The organism is uncultured Pontibacter sp. (assembly GCF_947492645.1).
Classification (GTDB): Bacteria; Bacteroidota; Bacteroidia; order Cytophagales; family Hymenobacteraceae; genus Pontibacter.
In genome coordinates this window covers 318,723-341,300 of the sequence record NZ_CANLMZ010000006.1, presented here as the reverse complement: position 1 = coordinate 341,300, position 22,578 = coordinate 318,723, and the positions used below count along the sequence as shown (strand labels likewise).

Here is a 22,578-nt window from a genome sequence, read left to right as displayed (position 1 = left end):
CAGACGGCTTTCTGTTTTTTCAAGGCTGGCATCTAAACTTAACAAAGTCCGGATGCCAGCCTTGGGTATAAATTTTAATTATTATGTGTTTATACTTAGGGCTTAACCAAAATACTCCTGCTCCAGTTTTTTATCATGCCCGTAGATATCTTCCCTAAAGTGCACATTGCCGTTTTCGTCGGCCCAGCTGGTAAAGTATACAATATACACCTGCACGCGCTTAGGTAGCGTTATCCACTCTTCTTCGCCGCCGTTTATGGTTTCGCGTATGCGGTTCTCGTTCCACTCCGGCATACCGGCCAGCAAATATTTGGCAAGCTCTACCGGTTTCTCTAACCTCACGCAACCGTGGCTGAAGCTACGCTGGTTCTGGCTGAAAAGAGCGTCTGCCGGTGTATCGTGCAGGTACACATTATACTCGTTCGGAAAAAGAAACTTAAGTGAACCAAGTGAGTTTTTTGGCCCCGGGCGCTGCCTTACCATGTACGGAAAGTTCTTCTCTGTTACGCTGGCCCAGTCAATAGACGAAGGATCAATCTGCTTCGGGTTTTTCTCTTTTGTAACTACCTCCATATTCTGTGAGGCCAGGTAACCGGAGTTACGAAGTATGGATGGCTTTATCTCACGCTCTACAATACTGTTGGGTACATTCCAGTACGGCGCCAGCACCACATATTCAAGTTTATCGCTGAAAATCGGTGTAGAGTGCATGGTTTTACCCACGATCACACGCATGTCCATCACCTGCTTATACTTTCGTTCTGCCTCAGGGTCGTTTTCCGGGTCTTCGTAGATGTACATTTTATACTCCGGGATATTTACCCATATATACTTTTGGTCCAGGCTTTTCGGCACCATGCGCTTTGGGATCCAGCGCCAGCGCTCCATGTTAATCATTATCTGCTCGATGCGGTCCTCAACCGGCACATTTAGCTGCTTAAGGGTGTTTCCTCCTACTTTGCCATCTTCAGCCAAGCCATGCAGCATCTGGAATTTTTTCACCTGGTTTTCCAGGTTCGCATCAAACAAGCGCATGTTCTTATCCGCCTCGTTCAGGGGCTGCTCCGGGTTTAGGCGCTTGCGCAATGCCAGCACAGCGGCAGCCGTGTCTCCTTTTGCAAGCGATTTTTTATTGCCCAGGTCAATTTTGGCCCATCCTCCCTTTGCCTCTAGCTCTCTGTACTTGGCAAGGGCGCTTCTGAGGTTTGCATACCCTGCGTGTAAGGCTTCAAATTCGTAATAAGGGTAAGTGCTGTCTCTCTCCTTTAAAATGGTTTGCAGGGCCTTATGCAGCTTTATTTTATTTTTTTTGACATCCCACTTCACGTTGTTTACAGACTGAGGGTCGATGCGCCCGCGGTAGAAGTCTGAAGCATAGTTAAAGTATGAGGCTGTAAGCCCCAGGTCAATTTTGCGCTGCAACTCCAGCCTGGTCGAGTCCTGCCCGTCTTTTGCCTCATAGGCCTTGAAGAGCGCGTCAAAATCAACTAGTTTGTAGTTTTTGGGCTGCAGGCCTTCCGTAGATGCCTGGTCTATTACCGTTAGAAACTTTTCGGCTTCCGGCACCAGCTCATTATCCCTGAACCAGGCAAGTTTATAGTCCCGTTCACCGTAAAAGAGGTACATCAGGTCTTCATGCTTCTTAAAGGTTGGCTGGTTTTCAAGATAACTTGCCACATACAAGCTGTCGGCTGTAGCCTGGGGTAACTCTTTTTTACTAAATAAGCCTCCCCCTTTAGAGCCGGACTCGCCTTCCGAGTTGTTACAAGCGGTAAAAGAGAAAGCCAGAACTGCTATGAGCAGCACAAGCAGGTTTTGTTTTATTTTACAAGGGTACATAGTATCAATTTTTTTCCTGAGTCGGTAACGCATGCGCAGCGGCTATCTCTTAATCAAAGCACAATACGTTTATTGGTTTTATACAATTACAGAGCCAATATTATCTTTATATAGCTAATCAAGCTATATGTACTTTAAAACAGTACAAAATGTTATGAAAGTAAACTAAAGACGCCGTGCCATACTTACACCTCTTGTTATACGCATAAACCTGCTTTCAAAGCCGAAGACAACAAAGTTACATGTGCTTTACAGGGCCCAAAACTAGGCAGGCAAACACAGGCTCATTTTCAGAATAGCTTAATTTATACCTATCTTAGTACATCAAGACATCCTAAATAACCTATGAGACCATACCAACGTTGCTTACTTGGCTTAAGCATGGCAGGCGCTTTGCAGCTTGCCTCTTGTACATCACAACAGACTACAGACGGCGAAACTATGACTACAGAACAATCAGCTACTGAGAAAATGCCGGCAGATGTTCACAGCTATGCGCAACCCGCAGAGGCTGTGGCAAAACACCTGAACCTGGATATTGAAGTTAATTTTGACCAGAAGATCATCAGCGGCACAGCCTCCTACCTGATCGAAAACCTTACCGGTACTGACAAGATCGTTTTCGACAGCAGAAACCTGCAAATCGAGAAAGTATTTTTGGGTGATGAGATGGCAGAAACAACTTTCCAGCTTGGCGAAGTAAACTCGTTTATGGGCCAGCCACTTACCATCAACATCAAACCAGACACCAAAAAAGTAACTATAAAGTATAAAACCGCCCCAGATGCGGCAGCCCTGCAATGGCTAAACCCACAGCAAACCGCTGGCAAAAAACACCCGTTCCTGTTCACGCAGTCGCAGGCTATACTTGCCCGCACCTGGATTCCGATTCAGGACAGCCCCGGCATACGCATTACCTATAGCGCAAAAGTAAAAGTGCCTCAGGAGTTAATGGCTGTGATGAGCGCTGAAAACCCGATGCAGAAAAACAATACTGGCGTTTATACTTTTGAGATGAAGCAGCCAATCCCTTCTTACCTCATGGCCCTGTCGGTAGGCGACATGGTATTTGAGAAAGTTGGTCCGCAGACAGGTATTTACGCTGAGCCTGCTACCATAAAAGCAGCCGCTTACGAGTTTGCAGAAATGGATAAAATGTTAGTGGCAGCCGAAAAGATCTACGGCAAGTACAGATGGGACCGTTACGACCTGCTGGTGCTGCCTCCGTCTTTCCCTTTTGGTGGCATGGAGAACCCGCGCTTAACTTTTGTTACGCCAACCGTACTGGCCAAAGACAGATCGCTTACCAGCCTGATAGCCCATGAGCTGGCCCATAGCTGGAGCGGAAACCTGGTAACGAATGCCACCTGGAATGACTTCTGGCTGAACGAGGGCTTTACCGTATACTTTGAGCGCCGCATTATGGAAGAGCTGTACGGTAAGGACTACGCCGATATGCTGAACGTGCTCGGTTACCAGGACTTGCAAAACACCATAAACGAACTTGGTGCAGAAAGCGAAGACACACACCTGAAACTTGACCTGGAGGGTCGCGACCCGGATGAAGGCTTAACGGATATTGCCTACGAGAAAGGCAACTTCTTTTTGCGAAACATCGAATCTGCCGTTGGCCGTGAGCGCTTTGACGCTTTTGTGAACAGCTATTTTAACACATTTGCCTTCCAGAGCACCAACACCGACAAGTTCCTGGACTTTTTGCGCAAAGAACTCATAAAAGACGACGATGCCCTGGCAGAGAAAATAAACATTGAAGGCTGGGTATACGGTGCCGGTTTGCCAGAAGGCTTTGTTGCCCCAACCTCTACCCGCTTTACGAAAGTAGAAGATGCCTTTAATGCCTGGAAGGGCGGCAAAGCAGCAGCACAGTTAAACACAAAAGAATGGTCGAGCCACGAGTGGCTGCACTTTATACGCATGCTGCCAGCCAACATGAGCCAGCAACAGATGGCAGAGTTGGACAAAGCCTTTAACTTCACCAAATCAGGTAACTCAGAAGTACTGGCCGCCTGGTTTATACATGCTATCAACAACAAGTATACTACAGCAGACAAAGCCCTGGAAACGTTCCTGACGAACGTAGGCCGACGCAAGTTTTTGGTGCCCATTTACAAAGCCTTGAACGCCACACCAGAAGGAAAGAAAAAAGCGTTGGCAATATATGCGAAGGCAAGACCCAACTACCATGCTGTATCTACAGTTACCCTGGATGAAATGCTGAAATAAGCACCTCATACTGTACAAAGTATAAAGCCCGGCCTATCAAGGTCGGGCTTTATACTTTGCTTTAAAAGCGAAAACTCTGTCACTTTCCTTACCTGCTTGGGTAAGCCAGGCGAAAGTACAGAGTTTTTTCAGTATCGCTTTGAGTGCTTAAAAAGCACTTAGATTATCTTTCGGCTTTAATGTTTACAGCTTGTTCTGCAATTTGGGTAAGAAGCGCATCTGTCTGCTTTTCTTCTTCAAGCGTCATTTCCAGTTGCTTTACCACATCCTGCATTCCTAACTGGTTGGCATAGGTCCGTACTGTACCGTAGGCGGCAATTTCATAATGCTCCACTCTTTGTGCACAAGCTATCAGAGCGGCATCCATCACGCTTTTATCAGCACGCTCGCTCATCATAGACTCGCACTCCTTAATGATACCTTCCATTGCCTTACATTTTTCGCCAGTTGCCTTCTCTCCTACCATCTCAAAAACATTTTCAAGGCGCTGAATCTGCTGTTCCGTTACCTGCAAGTGGTCCTGGAAAGCCATTCTCAACTTATCAGAAGAACAGGCCTCCATCATCTTCGGAAGCGCTTTCGTGATCTGCTGTTCAGCGTTGTAGATATCTTTAAGTTCGTGGATTAATAGGTCTTTTAAATTGTTTAGTTTCATAGCTTGGAAAGGTTACGCGTTAAAAAGTATTCGAAGATTACTTGTGGCTATCTATACGGCCGCATATGGCCGGGGTTATCATAAATGTCATTTTTATTAGGCAACATGGCTTTTATGGAGGTAAAACAGCTTACCTATATAATATTAACAATACACTATAAACAAGCACAGCAATATTTACCGTTTACTGCACCTTCTTAAATCAACGGCTGCATTTAATTTTGAAACGAATTTCGCTGAAAGCTGTACTCTTATCAGAAGCTAGGATGGCACTACAACCAGGTAATTATACTTGTGGTATTGTGTTTAGCAGCATTTAACAGCATATAACCGTGAATACACCTAAAGGAAAACTTATTGCAGTTGGAGGTAACGAAGACAAAGGAAGTTACCCTAATCCTAAGTCTAAGAAAAAATATTATCTCGATTTTTTTGAACTGGGCATCCTGAAGCGCTTTTTAAAAGAAATACCTGTTAGAAAACCCCATATAGCAGTAATTACAACAGCATCCATGATTCCGGAGGAAGTAGGTGACCGCTACAGGAGCGCCTTTGGCATATTAGGATGTGAGAATGTACGATTACTTCACATCAGGAATGAGGAGGATGCCCATTTGCCGGAATACATCCAATGCATCCGGGATTGCGACGGGGTAATGTTCAGCGGCGGCGACCAGTCCAGAATATTGAGGATGTTTGACGGCACCGAGATAGTTGAGATTTTGAAAGAACGCTACCAAAATGAGGAATTTGTGATAGCAGGAACCAGCGCCGGGGCTATGGCCATGTCTAAAGTAATGATAAAAGGCGGCAGCGCACCCGAATCGCTTTTAAAGGGCTCGGTTAAAATTGGTCATGGACTCAATTTAATCGATGATGTGATAATTGATACGCACTTTGTTACACGCGGCCGCTTTGGAAGGCTAATGGAGGCCGTTGTAACGCACCCAAAAACTGTTGGCATCGGATTAGGCGAAGACACCGGGGTGCTGATCACAGAAGGCCACATGATTGAGACAATAGGCTCTAACCTGGTGGTGATTGTGGATAGCCACGATGTGAAGTACACTAACATCAATGAAATAGCAGAAGGCAGGCCTGTATCCATCTCTAACCTGGTAACGCATGTGCTGGCAAAGGGTAATGTATATGACATTAAATCGCGTGAGTTTTTTAAAGATGCCGACGACCTTAAGCCAGCTAAACTTCAGGTAGAAAGAACGTAATACCTCGCATACTTCGCCACAAAAAGCGGGCCTTACCTTATCTTTTAAGGTAGGGCCCGCTTTTTGTAATTACCAGCGCAAAGGCCTAATGCTCTTTATATATTGCGGTAAAGGTTTCTTCATCGTTTACCTTACTTGCCCGGTACATTCCATCGGAGTTAAAAGATAGCACTACCTCGCCGTCCGTATTCACGGCTATCAGGCCACCGTCGCCCCCAATATCCTGCAGCTTCGTTAAAACCACTTCATCGCAGGCTTGTTGTAACGTATAGCCTTTGTACTCCATTAAGCAAGATACATCATAGGCTGCAACAGCGCGTATAAAAAACTCGCCATGGCCGGTGCAGGACACAGCGCAGGTTTTATTATTGGCGTATGTTCCGGCTCCTATTAGTGGTGTGTCGCCTACTCTGCTGTACTTTTTGTTTGTCATGCCGCCGGTAGAGGTTGCCGCTGCCACGTTTCCGTTTACATCCAGGGCAACGGCCCCAACTGTACCAAACTTTTGCTTCTTTTTCTCTGAGTGGTCCAGGGATACTTCCCCGGACTCGCGCGCATCCAGTAGCTGCTGGTAGCGGTAGTCGTCAAAAAAGTATTCGGCGGATGCCAGCTCAATATGCTGGCTTAATGCAAACTCTACTGCCCCCTGCCCTGCCAAGAGCACATACTCCGATTCCTCCTTTACTTTGCGGGCTAGCTTTATAGGGTTTTTAATATGGCGCACACCTGCCACGGCACCGGCTTCCAGTGTTTTGCCGCACATAATGGCTGCATCCATTTCATGTTTCCCATCATTCGTAAATACAGACCCTTTTCCGGCATTAAACAAAGGGGAGTTTTCGAGTTGCATCACAGCCATTTCTGCGGCATCTAAAGCAGAACCACCCTGCTGGAGCACACCGTGCCCGGCCATAATAGCCTGTTCTAGTGCATCTTTAAAGGCTTTTTCCTTTTCCGGTGTAAGCGATGATTTGCTTATTGTGCCCGCACCACCATGAATCGCAATTGCATATTTACCCATAAAATAGTTCCTAAATATTGTACAGGTATAGCTTACGCCACAGAGGGTTTGGCAGTTAAGCAATTAGGGTGCACAGCTACAAAATCGTATGAAATACTCATAAAAAAAGAACCTTTTTAAGCTCAAAATAAGTTATCTTTGTTCTATTGAAATAACCTATTTTAAAAGATTTATTATGTCGTTTGATATCCAAGGTAAACTTTACGAAGCTTTTGAAGAGCAGCAGGTAAGTGATAAATTCAAAAAGCGTGAATTCGTGCTGGAGGTTCCCGATGGCTCTTACACGCAGTATGTAAAGTTTCAGCTAACACAAGATAAGTGCAGCCTGCTAGACCAGTTTAAAAACGGAGATGAAGTAAAAGTTACTTTTAACCTTACAGGTAAGCCTTTCAACAAAAACGGCCAGACTTTATACTTCACCAACCTGCAGGCATGGAGAATGGAACCAGCGGCAAATAACTTCGGTGCTCCGGCAGGCGCAGCTCCGCAGCAGGAGGCCCCTTCTTTCTACAGCAGCGATGCCGACAACGATTTGCCATTCTAATCATAACGAATAGCTTAATTATACTTAAAGCGAGCCCTGTGCTCGCTTTTTTTATGGCCCTACGTATAACAAAAGCCTCCTTTTTGGTTTATTGAAGTATAAAATTGCCACCCAGCATACCGTATACTATTCAAACTCTTAGGTTTATACTATGTTCAGCACACCCTACAACCCTTTAGAAGAGCTTAGGCGAATGATTCTGAGGGGCGAAAATGATACTGTGGATTTTAAGCAGCGCATTACACAACCCGAAAAAATTGCCCGCACGCTTGTATCCTTTGCCAATACCAGGGGTGGCTTTATACTTGTAGGCGTAAAAGACAATGGCTACATATGCGGAGTAGACCCCGACGAAGAACTGCACACGCTGCGCCTGGCCTCGGAATTTTACTGCGACCCGCCTGTTGCCCTGGAGTACGAGGAAATTGAAAGCGAGCACCGCACCGTTCTAAAAGTCACCATACCGGAAAGTAAGCAAAAACCGCACTTTGCAAAGGTTAAGGAAGATGACTGGCGGGGCTATGTGCGGGTAAAAGATACCAGCGTGCAAACAAGCAAAATGGTAAACAAAACCCTGCAGCAGGAGCAACCGGAGACACAATTTGAGCAACTGCCTTTAGAGCGGCACGAAAACACCGTACTGGAATACCTGCAGGCCAACCCGCGCATTACCCTGAAACAGTACATGAAACTGGCAAACCTGTCGCAGCGCAGGGCCTACCGCACCCTGGTAAAGCTGGTTATACATGGCTACCTGCGCCTCCACGATAAAGAGAAGGAAGCGTTTTATACTTTAGCCTGAACATCTTTTCCTGCGCCACAATTAAAGTATGCAGGTTTGTTTTAACGCTTGTATTTTTATCAACAGGCACAGCTGCATACTCAGGTTTTACCGCTTCCCGATCAGGTTTACCTGCTCATAAATTTCTATGTGGCTGAAGTTGCCGTTTACATCATACACTTCCCAATCGCCAGACCAGTAATATTTATCCAGGGTGCTGGTTTGCACAAAGCGGGCTGTGCCTTTGCGTGCCAGCCTACCGTTTTCGTGGTATTTTTCTACTTGTATCTCATTGCTGTTGCGGCTATACTTCTCTTTCATGTAGCGGGTGCCGTTCGGATAATAATACTTCCAGGTGCCTACTTCCCTCCCATGCCTGAACCGGCCGTTCCGAATCACAGTATTGTCAGCCCCAAAGTATACTTTCCAGCGGCCGTGGTATTTCCCGTTTTTATCTGTCCGGTTAATCTTGAAAAAAAGGAAACCTTTACCCGGCTTAGGTGTGGCTTGCACAGGTAGAGAGGCAAAAAAGAAGACTGCGAAAAAGAAGTATAAAATCCGCTCCATACTTGATTTATTGTTTGAAACAAAACATGCAACTGCTAAAGTATAAAAGCTTAAGCAATTCAACTAAATTTTTAGTTATACTTTTTTAAAAGTATAAAGTTTTATAAACCAAGCAGGTACTTGTTCCAACCCAGCGTTTCTCCAAAAAAAGATACTTACAGCGCAAGTATAAGTCAGCCGGCGCGGGCAAATATTCGTAAACAACTATAAACAAGCACCTGTACGTCAGGAGCTGCCCCAGACCAAAAGCACCTTTTTTATATACGGTTTCACCCTAAAACCCATGCCTATGCCCACGCTAAGCAAACCAAAAAAGGCTACCTCCGATGCCGACGCATCGCCGATCAATGGTAGTAAAAAACCAAAGACCACCTCAAAAAAGAATACTGACCCCGACGTTAAGAAAATCTTCGTTTTAGACACCTCCGTTATACTTTACGACCACAGCGCCATCAAAAACTTTCAGGAGCACGATGTGGCCATCCCTATTACGGTACTCGAAGAGCTGGATAATTTTAAAAAAGGCAACGACATCAAAAACTTCGAAGCCCGTGAATTTATCCGGTTTATAGACAAGCTGTCTGCCGAACACAAACTGCAGGAGTGGCTGCCCCTGAACGGTAAAAACAAAGGCAAGTTCAGGGTGCTGATGAACCAAAGCGCCTCGCTGGATGCCGTGGACATTTTCGGAGATAAAAACGACCACCGCATCCTTAACTCTGCCCTGCAGCTGCAGCAGGAAATGCCGGAGCAGAAAGTAGTGCTGGTAACCAAAGACATTAACCTGCGCCTGAAAGCACGTGCCCTTAACCTGATAGCCGAAGATTATGAAACAGGCAAGATACAGGACGTTGCAGGCCTTTACACAGGCAATGATGTTGTGGAGGATGTGCAGGAAAACGTGGTAAACGAGCTGTATGAAAAGGGCGAGTGTGCAGTAGCTAAAGTTTTCACCCAGGCCCCCTCTGATAACCATTTTTACATACTTAAAAGCTTTAAAAGCTCAGTACTGGCCTTCTACAATGCTACAGACAATAAACTTGAGCGCGTAGATAAGTTGAACGCTTTTGGTGTGAAGCCACGCAATGCCGAACAGGCTTTTGCCCTGCACGCATTGTTAAACCCTCAGGTAAAACTGGTGTCGGTGCAAGGTGTGGCAGGAACCGGTAAAACGCTATTGGCACTTGCTTCTGCCATAGAGCAACGCCGCGAGTATAAGCAGATTTACCTGGCGCGCCCTATCGTGCCACTAAGCAACAAGGACATTGGTTACTTGCCCGGCGACATCAAATCAAAACTAAACCCCTACATGGAGCCACTTTGGGATAACCTGAAGTACATCCAGAACCAGTTTGCCGAAACCAGCAAGGAGTACCAGAAGATCAAGGACATGCTGGAACTTGAAAAGCTGGTAATCACCCCGCTTGCTTACATACGTGGCCGCAGTTTGTCTAATATTATCTTTATTGTGGATGAGGCACAGAACCTGACGCCCCACGAGGTAAAAACCATTATATCCAGGGCAGGCGAGAACACGAAGATTATCTTTACAGGTGATATTTACCAGATAGACACACCATACCTGGATTCGCAAAGCAACGGCTTGTCTTACCTGATTGACCGCGCTAAAAACCACCCGCTTTATGCGCACATCACGCTGCAGAAAGGAGAACGCTCTGAACTGGCAAACCTGGCAAACGAATTACTTTAGTCCTATTTGGCTTTAAACAGGAGCGCTCCCCCGGTGTAACGAAACCCGGCGGAGCGTTCCTGTTTTCTGGCAATACCTACAGCTACTTAGCTGAGGCCACTTTCCTTTTAGAAGCCGGCCCGGTAGTATTCTCTTCAAATAAAGATTTCAGCCTGATTAAGCCTCCATCAAGCTCAGCCTGTTTTTTATACTTCTTCCAATACCCCATTAAGCGGGCAACAGGCTCGTCTTTAACTGGTGCAGCATGCTTCCAGCGTATTAGCGTGTTGCCGCCTGTTGCAGGCTCCAGGCTGATGCTGCCCTCTGATACGGTATCCAGGTAACTGTCGGTTTGGGTATAGCTTAACACCTGCGGATTTATACTTTCTGTAAACACTACCTCGCCTGTACCCACCTTGTCGCCGCTCCATTGCATGCGGGCACCTGCACCGGCCAAAGGGCCTCCGTACATCCTGATCATGGTTGGGTCTGCGGCTGTGTTCAGGGCACTCCATTTTTCCCATTGCATCGGGTTTTCGAGGTATTTATAAACCTGCTCCGGTTTGGCCGGAAGCACGATGCTCTGCTCTACCTCTAGCTGCAATGGCATTTGATAAGCTGCAGCAAAAAGCGCAATGGCCAGTAGCACCAGGGCCAGAAATACATTTTTTAGCAGTCTCATGATTTAAATTAAAAAGTGAACAGCGGTTGCACTATCTGTAGTATTTACTGCACCAATTTAAAGGAGTATTTTGGTAGTAAGCAACAGCTGCCACATAAATATTTATCTTTTTTTTATACTTTAGATTTATTGCTGCTTATTTAAACATAGCTTAAAAATTACTGTTATCGTATTGGTTAATATAGAGACTAAAATATATTAGATTTTATGATAAGTGATTGGATTCAAAAAGGGCTTCAATTCTCTCAGAACCCTCTTTTTAAGAAGTTTTTGGGTAAAGCCGGAGTATTGATAGCAAAGCCTGCCAAACTGGCTTTCCTGCTGAGTACTGCTTATACAAAGCTGCTGAACGCCGAAAGCAAAGAAAGTGGCTTTGAGCAGATAAAGGAGCTGATGCAGACTTTTATCAGGCTGGTGAAGGCATACATAAGTGGAGAGTACAGAAATGTAGCTACAAAATCGTTGGTGATCGGGGTGGCCGTTCTGCTTTACCTGGTTACGCCCATCGATATCATACCTGACTTTATACCCGGCCTGGGCCTGCTCGACGACTTAAGCCTGATTGCGTGGTTTGTAGACTCTTTCCAGACGGAGATAAGCAAATTCAGGGCCTGGGAGTCGGACCGTAGTTTTGACCACACCAGAATAGGTACTTTGTAAAGTATAAACTAAACCTATAGCAAAAGGCTGCTTCCTGTTCCGGAAAGCAGCCTTTTTATTTTGTCGCAGCGCAAAGAAAACTTTCCTGGTTGCACCTCCCCTGCTACAGCGGTGTCTGCAATAAAAAAATGCGTAACTTTAAGCACTAAATTTTCTATCAAATTAACTTACCAATGATCAGCAAACGCATATTATCCTTTTTTGCGGCTGCTTGCTTAAGCATAGGTATTACCACGGCCACTCCTCCTGATGAGGGAATGTGGCTGCCTTTGCTTTTAAAGCAGCTTAACGAAACCGAGATGCAGAAGAAGGGCATGAAGCTCTCTGCCGAAGACATTTACAGTATAAACCAGTCTAGCTTAAAAGATGCCATTGTATCGTTTGGCGGCTTCTGTACTGGCGAAATGATTTCTTCGGAAGGCCTTTTGCTTACAAACCACCATTGCGGTTACGGCCAGATACAGCAGCACAGCTCTGTTGAAAACGATTACCTGACCAACGGCTTCTGGGCTAAAACCAAAGCAGAAGAAAAGGCAAACCCAGGCCTTACCGCCACCTTTATTGTGCGCATGGAAGACGTTACCAAACAGATTCTGGAGGGAACGGCCAACACGAAAACAGAAGCAGAGCGTGAGTCTGTTATCCAGCGCAACATGGCTAAGGTGCGCAAAGCATCTACAGCCGGCACACATTACGATGCCGTTATCAAGCCATACTTCTACGGCAACGAGTATTACATGTACATCACCGAAACATTCCGTGATATTCGCCTGGTGGGTGCGCCGCCTTCGTCTATCGGTAAGTTTGGTGGCGACACAGACAACTGGATGTGGCCACGCCATACTGGAGACTTCTCTATCTTCAGGATTTACGCCGGCCCTAACAACGAGCCAGCCGATTACTCTCCGAACAACAAGCCATACAAGCCAAAGCACCACCTGCCAATCTCTTTGAGCGGCGTGCAGGAAAATGACTTTACGCTTGTATTCGGTTTTCCGGGCCGTACCAACGAGTACCTTACCTCGCAGGCAATCGAGGAAATTTACGCGGTATCCAACCCAGCAAAAATCAACATCCGCGAAACCAAGCTCAACATCCTGGATAAGGATATGAAAGCCTCTGACGCGGTACGCATACAGTATGCAGCCAAGTATGCCAGCATCGCCAACTACTGGAAAAAGTGGATTGGTGAGAACCGTGGCATTCGCAAGGCAAATGCCATCGAGAAAAAGCAGCAGCTGGAAAAACAATTTGCCAATTGGGTAGCCGCAGACGCAAACCGTAAAGCAACGTATGGCAACCTGCTTGCTGACTTTGAAAGCAATTACAAAGCCCTGGATGGCATTACCATTACCCGCGACTACATTACCGAAGCAGCCTATGGCGTGGAGATTGTGCGATTTGCAAACACATTTGTGAAGCTACAGCAGCAACTGGAGGCAAATGCACCGCAAACCGAAATAAACGACCAGGTAGCGAAGCTGGAGAAAACCATTGCCGGTTTCTACAAAGACTACAACGCCCCAACCGATAAAAAGGTGTTTGCAGCGCTGCTTGATTTATACTACAAAAACATAGACGCTAAAATGCACCCAACTGCTTTTGCTACGGTGCGCAGCAAGTATAAAGGCGACTTTAACAAGTATGCGGATGAGGTTTTCTCTAAAAGTGTGTTTACGTCTGAGGCAGGTGTAAGAAAAGCATTGGCTGATGTAAAGGCCGGTAAAAAAGATGCCATCAAAAACGATCCGGCTCTGCAACTGGCCAGCAACATTGCTGACTATTACAGCAAAAACATTATGCCTACTTACACGAAGGTAAACGATAACCTGAACCTGCTGTACAGAACTTACATGACCGGTCTGCGCGAAATGCAGAGCGACAAGAATTTTTATCCGGATGCCAACTCTACGCTGCGTGTGGCTTACGGTAAAGTAGAGCCTTACGAGCCGGTGGACGGTGTAAAGTATAAATACTACACTACCCTGGAAGGTATTATAGAGAAAGCTGAGTCTGGTGCCGCTGAAGACTATGCCATACCTGCCCGCCTGAAGGAGCTGTATGAGAAAAAAGACTATGGCCGCTACGGAGTAAACGGACAGTTGCCAGTTGCCTTTATCGCCTCTAACCATACTACAGGCGGTAACTCAGGCTCTCCGGTTATCAATGCTAACGGCCAGTTAATTGGCACAAACTTCGACAGAAACTGGGAAGGCACCATGAGCGACATCGTGTACAACCCGGACCAGGTACGTAACATTTCTGTGGATGTACGCTACATGCTGTTTATAGTGGATAAATTTGCCGGTGCCGGCCACCTGGTAGAGGAAATGACGCTGGTAACAGACGATACTTCAGGGCTGCCACAAGTAGATGCCCGCAGCAAAGCTGCTCCAGCCGAGGCCCAAAACCTTTCTAAAAAAGAGAGACGCAAAGCTGAAAAGGCTGCCAAAAAGAAAGCAAAAGAAGCTGCTGCGCTTAACTAAGCTAAATCCTTATACTTCAGAAGCCCCGCCTAAACTTTAGGTGGGGCTTTTTAATTTAAAGGCTTCTGCTTGGTAAAACTGTAAAACCTATTTTACGAAAGGCAGGCAACTCTTTAATCAAAACAGCTAAATTGTTACACTCAGGTTTTTAGTTTATCTTGTGATACGCTATATAGATGTTTTATTGAATTGATCATTAAAAGTAAACATCTTCGTCTATAGTGCAGATAAACGTCACGATGACGTTTACACAGTAGTTACCAGTAAGTGAAATGAAGAAATTACTAATAGGAATCATTCTCTTCAGTTTAAGCCATTTCGCTTATTCGCAAACTGTTTTGCAGGAACTGAAACAGAATAAGAAAACAAAGAAGGACAAGGAGCTTATACTTGAAGCAAAAGAGTTCTTCAGAGTTGTAAACGACAGCTTAGGTATAGACTTCACAACGGCTGACACTCTTTACTATATTAGGGGTGTAGATATACAAGGAAGAACTGGTCACGGCATTGTTTGGACGAGAAACCATGCGGTAAAATATACAGACTCTAAAGTTTGGGACGGTTATAGAGTCGTAAGATCAAATCCTCAAATTACAGTTGAACCAGACGTTCATCTGGTGCCAGATTTTGGACCTTTAATAAACAAGATTGAGCAAGGCAAAAAGCAAGAAGTTATAAAGTACGTTGATGAAAGTCCTGAAGTATTAAGCGGTATAGCTGGTTGGGACATCATGACTTTCATCAAAAAGGAGAAGAAATACACTATGGACTCGTATCGAGTTAGAGACTTCTCCGACTTTAAGCCTTGGATTAAACAATAGAACACGTTCTGGTAACCACGCCTATAGGTTAGCTACGCCACCCTATAGGCCAGTCCGTTACCAAAATTTGTACAAGGCAATTTAGTAGAAATATCGACTCGCAAAAAGTGCTGACTTTATACGATAGGCCCGGTTTAATAAAAGTTTCTATAAAGATGGCCAGTACCGGGATAGCCTGAACTAAGCGACTACCTTAAGAATTATACCTAACTGAACACCTGCTAAACCACACCCATGAAAAAAGCCTTATGCTATACTCTTGTCCTCCTCAGCCCAGCGCTAGTACAGGCCCAGACAAACACCGATATTCTGCTGCTTGATATAGCTGAGAAAAAGAACCAAATTATACTATCAAACCCGCGAAATATCACCAACCACGCAGGCTACGACAATCAGCCGCACTTCCATAAGTCGCAACCCCTGGTATATTACTCCTCGGCAAGCGCCGCAGGCAACATGGATATCCGCACCTACAACAGCAGCACAAAACAAACCGAATACTTTACAGCCACGCCTGAAAACGAGTTCTCTCCCACCCTTACGCCAGATGGCAAGCATATTTCCTGCATTATACAGCGCGAAAACGGGCAGCAGGACCTAGGCATGTATAACCTCGAAAGCAAAGCAGTTACCGTTCTGATCGATCACCTGACTGTTGGCTACCACGCCTGGATAGATGACAGAAACTTGCTCCTTTTTATACTTGCCGAAGATGGGCACCAATTGCAGCACTACAACCTCGATACAAAACAGCATAAAGTGTTGGCTAAAAGCATCGGCCGCTCGCTGCACAAGATTCCGGGCCAAAACGCCATGAGCTTTATCGATAAAACAGACAGCACACAATGGCTGGTAAAGCGCTACGACGTTAAAACCGGAGCCATTGCAACTATTGCCCCCACCCTGGCACAAAAAGAAGACATTACCTGGACCCACAACGGCACCCTGCTTAGCAGCGACGGCTCAAACATATACAGCCTAAAACCAGGCAAAGACAAAACCTGGAAACCCGTTGCGATGCAAGGCACTTCTTTCGCCCTTAAAAGTATAAGCCGCCTTGCCATTAACCCCACAACCAGGCTATTGGCAGTTGTGGTAAGCGAATAATTTTAAATTTAGTATATTGAGGTATTCTAAAGCGGGAATTTATACTTACTACATCGCTAAATGCACCAAGTATAAACGCTGCTACCGGTTCATAACTTTTACTTGAAAACCTGAACATGACCTTTAACTTCGATATCTCTGTGCTTCGTAAAAGCGCTCTCACGCTGGTTTTGAGTTCTGCTGCTGTAGTTGGCTTTGCCCAATCCCAGGACTATAAACGCGTACACGAAAAAGCTATTCTGGTAGATACACACAACGATGTGCTCATTTCCATTCTCGAAGGCATGGATATCAGCAAGGACTTACGTGGCAAAACCCACTCCGACCTGGCTCGCTTTAAGCAAGGAGGTGTAGATGTGCAGTATTTTTCGGTGTGGAGCGATGAAAAAGGAGACCACAAGTTTGCCCGCCTGCAGATTGACACCCTTAAAGCGGTGATAGCCCGTAACCCGGAGCAGATGGTGCTTGCCACCTCGCATAAAGAAATTATGGCAGCGGTAGAGCAAGGCAAAATGGCGAGCTTAATAGGTGTGGAAGGCGGCCACATGATAGACAATGACCTGAAAAAGCTGGATGCCCTCTACAACTTAGGGGCGCGCTACATGACCCTTACCTGGAACAATTCTATTCCCTGGGCTTCGTCGGCTGCTGATGAGACCTCTGGCAAAATGCCAAAATCAAAAAAGGGTTTAAAGGGCATCGGCAAGCAGGTAGTAAAGCGCATGAACGAGCTGGGCATGATGGTAGACCTGAGCCACGTGGGCGAGAAGACGTTTTGGGATGTGATGGCTATAACTAAAAAGCCCGTGCTGGTGTCGCACAGCTGTGTACACAAGCTAAACCCTGTGCCCCGCAACCTGAAAGACGACCAGATCAAAGCCATTGCCAAAAATGGTGGCGTTATCCAGCTAAATTTCTACTCAGGTTTCCTGGATCCGGAATTTGACAAACGCTTCAAAACTTTCAATCAGAACCACGAAGCAGAACTTGACTCGCTTGTGAAGTTGGGGTGGTCCAGTTCCAACATATCGGAGCTGATGCGCCAGAAGTATACCCAGGAGTTTGAGCAGGTGCGCCCGCCGCTATCCATCCTTTTTGATCATCTGGACCATATCGTTGAATTAGTTGGCGTTGATTACGTGGGCATGGGCTCAGACTTTGATGGCATTTCGTCTACTCCGCAGCAGTTGGATGGCGTTGATGATTACCCTATAGTGACAAAAGAGCTGTTGGCACGCGGATACAGCGTGGAAGATATAAATAAGATATTAGGAGGAAATGTGCTCAGAGTGGTGCAGGCCAACGAAAAAAAGTAAGTTTATACTTTGCTGCCTGTATAATGCTTCGCAGAACTTTAGGAGAAACCCTGAGTATTTAAGGAAAGTTTGATCCTAGAGTTTGTGCGAAGTGCTTTCGAGCATATAATTCAGATACTCATGCCACATCAGCAAAAAGATAATTTCTCGGTGCAGTCAGCCTCTTATGCCGCTTTCAGGCCGCACTACCCGCAGGCGCTTTACGATTTTTTGTTTGCGTTGCCCGGTGCTAAACAAACTGCCTGGGATTGCGGGACCGGAAACGGGCAAGTAGCCGCAGTACTGGCAGAAAAGTATAAACACGTATATGCCACCGACATCAGCGAGGCACAACTGCAAAAAGCTACTCCAAAGCCGAACATTAGCTACTACAAAGCAAGCGCGGAGGCATCGGGTTTGGCAAATCAAAGTATAGATTTAATTACTGTGGCGCAGGCCATCCATTGGTTTGATTTTGACGCTTTCCATCAGGAAGTAAAGCGTGTGGCAAAAACCGGAACGCACCTGGCGATATGGGGGTACGGCCTTATCAGCATTTCTAAAGAAATAAACCCTGCGATCGCACATTTTTACCAGCACGTTACCGGCCCTTATTGGGACCCCGAGCGCAGCCACCTGGACGAGGCCTACCGCACCATTCCCTTCCCGTACCCGGAAATTACATGCCCTGACTTTGAGATTAAAGTAACCTGGAACCGGCAACAACTGATGGGTTATTTAAGCTCCTGGTCTAGTGTGCAGCATTACATCAAAAAGAACGGCTCTTCGCCACTTCCCAAACTTGAAAGTAAACTGCGGCAGCTTTGGCCCGATGGTTTAAGTATAGAAGTTACGTTTCCGGTGTTTATGCGTCTGGGTGTTGTGTAGCATAAAAAAGGGGCGCAATTACTTACGCCCCTTTCAGTTATCTCTAGGTTTATACTTCTACTGCCCTTTGCCACGCATTTGCTTTTCCATGGCATCCCACATCTCCTCCGGAATCTGATCGAAAGCATTAAACTCGCCTGCACCGTAAAGCCATTCCCCTCCGTCAATCGTTACTACCTCTCCGTTCACAAAAGACGCGTAGTCAGAAACCAGATAAGCCGCAAGGTTTGCCAGCTCCTGGTGCTCCCCAAAACGGCCAACCGGGATGCGCTTTACGGGGTCAAGTTTATCGGCCAGTTGTTTAGGGAACAAGCGTGTCCAGGCGCCTTCTGTCGGGAACGGGCCTGGTGCAATGGCATTGGAGCGGATGCCATACTTAGCCCACTCAGAGGCTAGCGAACGCGTCATGGCCAAAACACCAGCCTTAGCGCAAGCCGAAGGCACTACGTAGCCAGAACCCGTCCAGGCGTAGGTGGTTACGATGTTAAGGATGCTTCCCTCCTGCTTCTGCTCGATCCAATGCTTGCCAATGGCCAAAGTAAAGTTATAGCTGCCCTTTAGCACGATGTCGGTCACCACATCAAAGGCTTTATGGCTGAGGCGCTCGGTGGGGCTTACAAAATTGCCTGCGGCGTTGTTTACCAGCACATCTACGCGTCCAAAAGTATCCAGCGTTTTTTGCAGCACTTCCTCTATCTCGTTATACTTGCGCACATCGCAGGCAATAGGCAAAACTTTACCGCCAGTTTCGGCTTCGAGTTCTTTAGCGGTTTGCTCCAGCACATCAAGTTTGCGGCTGCAGATAACGGCATTAGCGCCCAGTTCTAAAAAATATTTAACCATAGAGCGGCCAAGTCCCGTACCACCACCAGTTACGATAATGGTTTTACCTGTAAGCGTGCCCTCTTTCAGCATTGGTTCAGCTTTTATCATAGCTATATCAGATTTGAATTTTTATTATAACGGCCCATCTTTTTGAGGCCTTTTACGAAATATAAGCATATTGATGTAATTTACTTTATAGCGAACGAGCTTTAAACACTAAAGAATACACTTATGAACCTGGAGCAACTAAAACAGGAACTGACAAAAGCTGCAGATGGCCTGGAAATGCTAAGCGAAACCGATGCGGTTTTTGAGTTCTACCATCACCAGAAACCAGCGGAGCCTTTCACAAAAGAAACGGTGGTGGAATGGGATGGCAAGCCAGCCGGCACAGCCGTAGAGGCACTTGAGGTAAGCGATTTTCTGCACCGCATGCAAAACCCGCACCCAGATGCAGCTGAAAAGCAAAAACAAGACGCCGATCGCTTTAAGCAATTGGAGGCAACCCTGAAAACGCATTTAAGAAACGTGAAAGCCTATAAAGTAAGCCAGACTAGTATGCCTGTTTACCTCATCGGGGAAACAGAAAACGGAGATTATGCCGGCTTTAAGACCCTGGTGGTAGAAACATGAAAAAGAGCCGGCCTGCATGTGCAAACCGGCTCTTTTAGAATCAGTTAAAGTATACTTATTGGGTAGGGCCGTTATCCACACGTGCCTCAATAACGCTTTGCACCGAGCTAGACACATTAGACAGCAAATTATACCCCATTTTAGCCTCGATGGCATCTACAGTAGTGCGGTAGGTGCCCCAGTTGGTGTTGATGGTATTGGAGTTTGGGGTATCGATGGCAATAACCCGCGTGCTGCTGGTAACCCTGCCGGCATCCCCGCTACCCACAGGCAGCACCACAATCACCTTCCAGATGCGGTTGGGCACCGTTACTTTGCCGCCGGCAAGCGTTGTTTTATACCCTGCCGAGCCATCGCCGCCGGTTCCATAGCTGCCCATGATCACATAAAGCTCGTTACCCTGGTTAACCAGCGTGCGGCAGTAATTCTCTAAACTAGCCCAGGCTTTCTGGTTGTTGTTTGGTGCCTGCGGAATCATGTTCGACATCAGGAAAGTAGCCGAGTTATCAGTAGTAGTTAAAGTACGATCCGCTGAAGGGCAGTTGTGGCCACGGTCGAAGCCGCTGCCGGTGTAATCTGAGGAGCTTACTTTGTAAAAATTGCTTGGCAGGGCATTATCTGCACGGAAATCATCCTGACGCGGAGCAGAGCCAAGCCATGCGCTGCTTACATGCCAGCTTACCCAATTTGGCGTGCCCCGGTAGCTGTTATACGACATGGCATACTGCGATTTGGTAACCAGGTAATTCGAATAACTTGTACCGGCCCCACTTGGGTTTCCCATCGCCAGGTTGTTGTCTTTGGTAGCGGTAGCATTGGCAACTTCACTAACAGTACCTATTTTCTGAGAATCAATCTCAGGGCTAACATTTTCCTGAGAGCAGGATACGAGCATCCATCCCACCAGGGACAGACACATGATGCGGTGTAAATTTTTTAACATAGACATATAGTGGTTTTAGTATACACCAAATATGCTATGTGTTTTCGACAATTATATTATATAAATGTAAATAAAATTTCGGGGTATCATTTTTAAGCTGCTGCAAACCAGCTGTTTTAAAAGCAAAGTATAAGCTAGCAATTAAAATTATACAGTTTATACTTCATTAAAAGTGATCCTGCCATAGCTTATCTGCAGCAATTATTCCGCTGAGGCACACGCCTACTATTCCTTGGCCGGGGTAAACTGTATCGCCGCATACATAAGCCCCTTTATGGTCGAGGCGGGCATCTTTCATTTGCCAGGGTTTTATACTTTTATACTGCGGGTATCCACCTACTGCCCCAAAGGCGCGATTAGTCCAGAAAGTCCAGGCACCGGGCGTGGCAGACTGTAGCTGAATGATACGTTCCTGTTTTAGTATTCCAGCTTTTTCGAGGTTGAGAAGTATAGCTTGCTCCAGTTCCGCCTTAGCCTTTATGTATAGTTTTGCCGGATGTGCCACATGTGTGCTTACAGAGGCAACTACCTCTCCTGCCTTAGCACGATGCGTATCCTGCTGGTGGCTAAAACTTATGAAGATGCTTTTGCCTCTAGTAACGGGCAGACCTTCTGGCACATGCACCTGGTGATGCAACACATTGGGTATGGCAGGCCCTTTCAGGACAAGGGATAGTGTAAAAGCTCCGTTCAGCTTTTCGGATGGCAACAGGTAGGGCTGCAGGCGTTGCTTTATACTTGCCTCCGAAAAGAGATCTGCTGTGCCGTTCAGGGGGATACCGCTGATGACAAATCTGCTGAAGTAGCTGCCTTTTTGAGTTGTAACTTTATAGCCATTGCGTAACGTGTCTATCCCCTCCACCTGCTGGCCATACTTTATTGCTCCATTATGGCTTTTAATGAATGCTACAACCGGATTTACAAGGTTTATCAAGCCCCCATCAACATAGTAGTTACCGTACAGAGTATAGCAAAGCGCAGTAGCCCCAAAAAGCTCGTTTACTTCGTGGGCATGGTTTTGAGCGGTTATCAGTAGTTGCTCATTTACAAAATCAACGAAATGCTGGTTCTGCAGTAAATCATACTTTTGCAGTACATCCTGCATAGTTCTGAAAGCTGCCGGTAACAAGTTAAGCTGTGCAGCGCGCGTGCGGGTGGCAGCCAACAGCAGATCCTTTAAGTTGGAAAAAGGGAAGCTACGCTGCTTGAGCGATGTACGCCATACTTGCCTGCTAATACGGTAGCAATGCTCCCAGAACTCCCGTTGCTTATACTTTCCAAACACACGCTCTGCCTCTGCAATCCATTCGTGCAGGTTACCAAAGCGCGTTACAGTTTGCCCATTGGGCAAATGCACCTGCATAGGTGGCTCCAGTTGGCGCATGGGTATGGTTAGCTGTAACTCATCGAGCAGGTAGCGCAGGGGCATATGCTCATCCAGACCTACTATTGTGGTGGCGCCTGTCTCAAACCAGTAGCCTTGGCGCTTGTAAGAGGTGGCGCAGCCGCCAGGATACTTAGCCTGCTCTAAAATGCATACGGTAAGGCCGCGCTTTGCCAGCAAAGCAGCTGCCGACAAGGCCCCGAAACCTGACCCAACAAGTATAACATCATAATCCATTCTACCACCTGTAACAATTAGTGTGCGCCTGCAACTGATCACTAAACCAG

The 22,578-nt window shown here is 46.4% G+C and carries 20 protein-coding genes; 12 read left to right on the top strand and 8 right to left on the bottom strand.

What is annotated here, in order from left to right:
* Positions 1-102: 102 nt before the first annotated feature.
* Complete coding sequence (locus tag Q1A23_RS08040; protein WP_299821801.1) at positions 103-1,839, bottom strand: L,D-transpeptidase family protein; 1,737 nt, start codon at positions 1,837-1,839, stop codon at positions 103-105.
* Positions 1,840-2,184: 345 nt separating this feature from the next.
* Here Q1A23_RS08040 and Q1A23_RS08035 point away from each other — a divergent pair, with 345 nt between their 5' ends.
* Complete coding sequence (locus Q1A23_RS08035) at positions 2,185-4,083, top strand: M1 family metallopeptidase (RefSeq protein ID WP_299821799.1); 1,899 nt, start codon at positions 2,185-2,187, stop codon at positions 4,081-4,083.
* A 163-nt stretch (positions 4,084-4,246) separates the two neighbouring features.
* On the opposite strand, the gene Q1A23_RS08030 is transcribed toward Q1A23_RS08035, so the two are convergent.
* Complete coding sequence (locus tag Q1A23_RS08030; RefSeq protein ID WP_299821797.1) at positions 4,247-4,738, bottom strand: ferritin-like domain-containing protein; 492 nt, start codon at positions 4,736-4,738, stop codon at positions 4,247-4,249.
* Between the two features lie 332 nt (positions 4,739-5,070).
* On the opposite strand from Q1A23_RS08030, the gene Q1A23_RS08025 reads away from it, so the two are divergent.
* The gene (locus Q1A23_RS08025) at positions 5,071-5,964 is read left to right on the top strand and encodes a cyanophycinase (protein WP_299821795.1); all 894 of its coding nucleotides are present in this window, start codon (positions 5,071-5,073) and stop codon (positions 5,962-5,964) included.
* Between the two features lie 85 nt (positions 5,965-6,049).
* Here the strand turns inward: Q1A23_RS08025 and Q1A23_RS08020 are convergent, their stop codons facing one another.
* Positions 6,050-6,985, bottom strand: coding sequence for an isoaspartyl peptidase/L-asparaginase (locus Q1A23_RS08020; protein WP_299821793.1), 936 nt, complete (start codon positions 6,983-6,985; stop codon positions 6,050-6,052).
* 175 nt (positions 6,986-7,160) lie between these two features.
* Between Q1A23_RS08020 and Q1A23_RS08015 the strand changes: the two genes are divergently transcribed.
* Positions 7,161-7,529 carry a DUF3127 domain-containing protein gene (locus tag Q1A23_RS08015; RefSeq protein WP_299821791.1) on the top strand — a complete coding sequence of 123 codons (369 nt, stop codon included), beginning with the start codon at positions 7,161-7,163 and terminating at the stop codon, positions 7,527-7,529.
* A gap of 151 nt (positions 7,530-7,680) precedes the next feature.
* A complete protein-coding gene (locus Q1A23_RS08010; RefSeq protein WP_299821790.1) occupies positions 7,681-8,331 on the top strand; it encodes an ATP-binding protein in 651 nt (216 codons plus the stop codon).
* 87 nt (positions 8,332-8,418) lie between these two features.
* Here Q1A23_RS08010 and Q1A23_RS08005 read toward each other — a convergent pair whose 3' ends face one another.
* Positions 8,419-8,877 (bottom strand): hypothetical protein, encoded by a 459-nt coding sequence (locus Q1A23_RS08005; protein WP_299821788.1) that lies wholly within the window; start codon positions 8,875-8,877, stop codon positions 8,419-8,421.
* A gap of 289 nt (positions 8,878-9,166) precedes the next feature.
* Here Q1A23_RS08005 and Q1A23_RS08000 point away from each other — a divergent pair, with 289 nt between their 5' ends.
* Complete coding sequence (locus Q1A23_RS08000) at positions 9,167-10,588, top strand: PhoH family protein (RefSeq protein ID WP_299821786.1); 1,422 nt, start codon at positions 9,167-9,169, stop codon at positions 10,586-10,588.
* A gap of 82 nt (positions 10,589-10,670) precedes the next feature.
* Here Q1A23_RS08000 and Q1A23_RS07995 read toward each other — a convergent pair whose 3' ends face one another.
* Complete coding sequence (locus tag Q1A23_RS07995; RefSeq protein WP_299821784.1) at positions 10,671-11,249, bottom strand: SRPBCC family protein; 579 nt, start codon at positions 11,247-11,249, stop codon at positions 10,671-10,673.
* Positions 11,250-11,456: 207 nt separating this feature from the next.
* Here Q1A23_RS07995 and Q1A23_RS07990 point away from each other — a divergent pair, with 207 nt between their 5' ends.
* The 6 genes from Q1A23_RS07990 (at position 11,457) to Q1A23_RS07965 (ending at position 18,506) form a co-directional block, all read left to right on the top strand.
* Positions 11,457-11,909: a DUF1232 domain-containing protein gene (locus Q1A23_RS07990; RefSeq protein WP_299821782.1), complete on the top strand. Its 453-nt coding sequence runs from the start codon at positions 11,457-11,459 to the stop codon at positions 11,907-11,909.
* Between the two features lie 173 nt (positions 11,910-12,082).
* Positions 12,083-14,395 carry a S46 family peptidase gene (locus tag Q1A23_RS07985; RefSeq protein WP_299821780.1) on the top strand — a complete coding sequence of 771 codons (2,313 nt, stop codon included), beginning with the start codon at positions 12,083-12,085 and terminating at the stop codon, positions 14,393-14,395.
* Between the two features lie 272 nt (positions 14,396-14,667).
* Positions 14,668-15,216: a hypothetical protein gene (locus tag Q1A23_RS07980; RefSeq protein WP_299821778.1), complete on the top strand. Its 549-nt coding sequence runs from the start codon at positions 14,668-14,670 to the stop codon at positions 15,214-15,216.
* 234 nt (positions 15,217-15,450) lie between these two features.
* The gene (locus Q1A23_RS07975) at positions 15,451-16,323 is read left to right on the top strand and encodes a hypothetical protein (protein ID WP_299821776.1); all 873 of its coding nucleotides are present in this window, start codon (positions 15,451-15,453) and stop codon (positions 16,321-16,323) included.
* Between the two features lie 116 nt (positions 16,324-16,439).
* The gene (locus tag Q1A23_RS07970; protein WP_299821774.1) at positions 16,440-17,639 is read left to right on the top strand and encodes a dipeptidase; all 1,200 of its coding nucleotides are present in this window, start codon (positions 16,440-16,442) and stop codon (positions 17,637-17,639) included.
* Between the two features lie 120 nt (positions 17,640-17,759).
* A complete protein-coding gene (locus Q1A23_RS07965) occupies positions 17,760-18,506 on the top strand; it encodes a class I SAM-dependent methyltransferase (protein WP_299821772.1) in 747 nt (248 codons plus the stop codon).
* A 57-nt stretch (positions 18,507-18,563) separates the two neighbouring features.
* Here Q1A23_RS07965 and Q1A23_RS07960 read toward each other — a convergent pair whose 3' ends face one another.
* On the bottom strand, positions 18,564-19,439 hold the full coding sequence (locus Q1A23_RS07960) for an SDR family oxidoreductase (RefSeq protein ID WP_299821770.1): 876 nt from the start codon (positions 19,437-19,439) through the stop codon (positions 18,564-18,566).
* Between the two features lie 123 nt (positions 19,440-19,562).
* On the opposite strand from Q1A23_RS07960, the gene Q1A23_RS07955 reads away from it, so the two are divergent.
* Positions 19,563-19,964, top strand: coding sequence for a nuclease A inhibitor family protein (locus tag Q1A23_RS07955; RefSeq protein WP_299821768.1), 402 nt, complete (start codon positions 19,563-19,565; stop codon positions 19,962-19,964).
* Between the two features lie 55 nt (positions 19,965-20,019).
* Here the strand turns inward: Q1A23_RS07955 and Q1A23_RS07950 are convergent, their stop codons facing one another.
* Both Q1A23_RS07950 and Q1A23_RS07945 read right to left on the bottom strand, forming a co-directional pair.
* Positions 20,020-20,907 carry a DNA/RNA non-specific endonuclease gene (locus tag Q1A23_RS07950; RefSeq protein WP_299821767.1) on the bottom strand — a complete coding sequence of 296 codons (888 nt, stop codon included), beginning with the start codon at positions 20,905-20,907 and terminating at the stop codon, positions 20,020-20,022.
* A gap of 166 nt (positions 20,908-21,073) precedes the next feature.
* Positions 21,074-22,528 (bottom strand): NAD(P)/FAD-dependent oxidoreductase, encoded by a 1,455-nt coding sequence (locus Q1A23_RS07945; protein WP_299821765.1) that lies wholly within the window; start codon positions 22,526-22,528, stop codon positions 21,074-21,076.
* Between the last annotated feature and the right edge of the window lie 50 nt (positions 22,529-22,578).

Coding starts and splice junctions, on each gene's coding strand:
- Q1A23_RS08005 (WP_299821788.1), bottom strand. CDS start 8,877: ATGGAGCGGATTTTATACTTCTTTTTCGCAGTCTTCTTTTTTGCCTCT.
- Q1A23_RS07990 (WP_299821782.1), top strand. CDS start 11,457: ATGATAAGTGATTGGATTCAAAAAGGGCTTCAATTCTCTCAGAACCCT.
- Q1A23_RS08020 (WP_299821793.1), bottom strand. CDS start 6,985: ATGGGTAAATATGCAATTGCGATTCATGGTGGTGCGGGCACAATAAGC.
- Q1A23_RS07970 (WP_299821774.1), top strand. CDS start 16,440: ATGACCTTTAACTTCGATATCTCTGTGCTTCGTAAAAGCGCTCTCACG.
- Q1A23_RS07945 (WP_299821765.1), bottom strand. CDS start 22,528: ATGGATTATGATGTTATACTTGTTGGGTCAGGTTTCGGGGCCTTGTCG.
- Q1A23_RS07965 (WP_299821772.1), top strand. CDS start 17,760: ATGCCACATCAGCAAAAAGATAATTTCTCGGTGCAGTCAGCCTCTTAT.
- Q1A23_RS08035 (WP_299821799.1), top strand. CDS start 2,185: ATGAGACCATACCAACGTTGCTTACTTGGCTTAAGCATGGCAGGCGCT.
- Q1A23_RS07955 (WP_299821768.1), top strand. CDS start 19,563: ATGAACCTGGAGCAACTAAAACAGGAACTGACAAAAGCTGCAGATGGC.
- Q1A23_RS07960 (WP_299821770.1), bottom strand. CDS start 19,439: ATGATAAAAGCTGAACCAATGCTGAAAGAGGGCACGCTTACAGGTAAA.
- Q1A23_RS08010 (WP_299821790.1), top strand. CDS start 7,681: ATGTTCAGCACACCCTACAACCCTTTAGAAGAGCTTAGGCGAATGATT.
- Q1A23_RS07995 (WP_299821784.1), bottom strand. CDS start 11,249: ATGAGACTGCTAAAAAATGTATTTCTGGCCCTGGTGCTACTGGCCATT.
- Q1A23_RS08030 (WP_299821797.1), bottom strand. CDS start 4,738: ATGAAACTAAACAATTTAAAAGACCTATTAATCCACGAACTTAAAGAT.
- Q1A23_RS07975 (WP_299821776.1), top strand. CDS start 15,451: ATGAAAAAAGCCTTATGCTATACTCTTGTCCTCCTCAGCCCAGCGCTA.
- Q1A23_RS08040 (WP_299821801.1), bottom strand. CDS start 1,839: ATGTACCCTTGTAAAATAAAACAAAACCTGCTTGTGCTGCTCATAGCA.
- Q1A23_RS07985 (WP_299821780.1), top strand. CDS start 12,083: ATGATCAGCAAACGCATATTATCCTTTTTTGCGGCTGCTTGCTTAAGC.
- Q1A23_RS07980 (WP_299821778.1), top strand. CDS start 14,668: ATGAAGAAATTACTAATAGGAATCATTCTCTTCAGTTTAAGCCATTTC.
- Q1A23_RS08015 (WP_299821791.1), top strand. CDS start 7,161: ATGTCGTTTGATATCCAAGGTAAACTTTACGAAGCTTTTGAAGAGCAG.
- Q1A23_RS07950 (WP_299821767.1), bottom strand. CDS start 20,907: ATGTTAAAAAATTTACACCGCATCATGTGTCTGTCCCTGGTGGGATGG.
- Q1A23_RS08000 (WP_299821786.1), top strand. CDS start 9,167: ATGCCCACGCTAAGCAAACCAAAAAAGGCTACCTCCGATGCCGACGCA.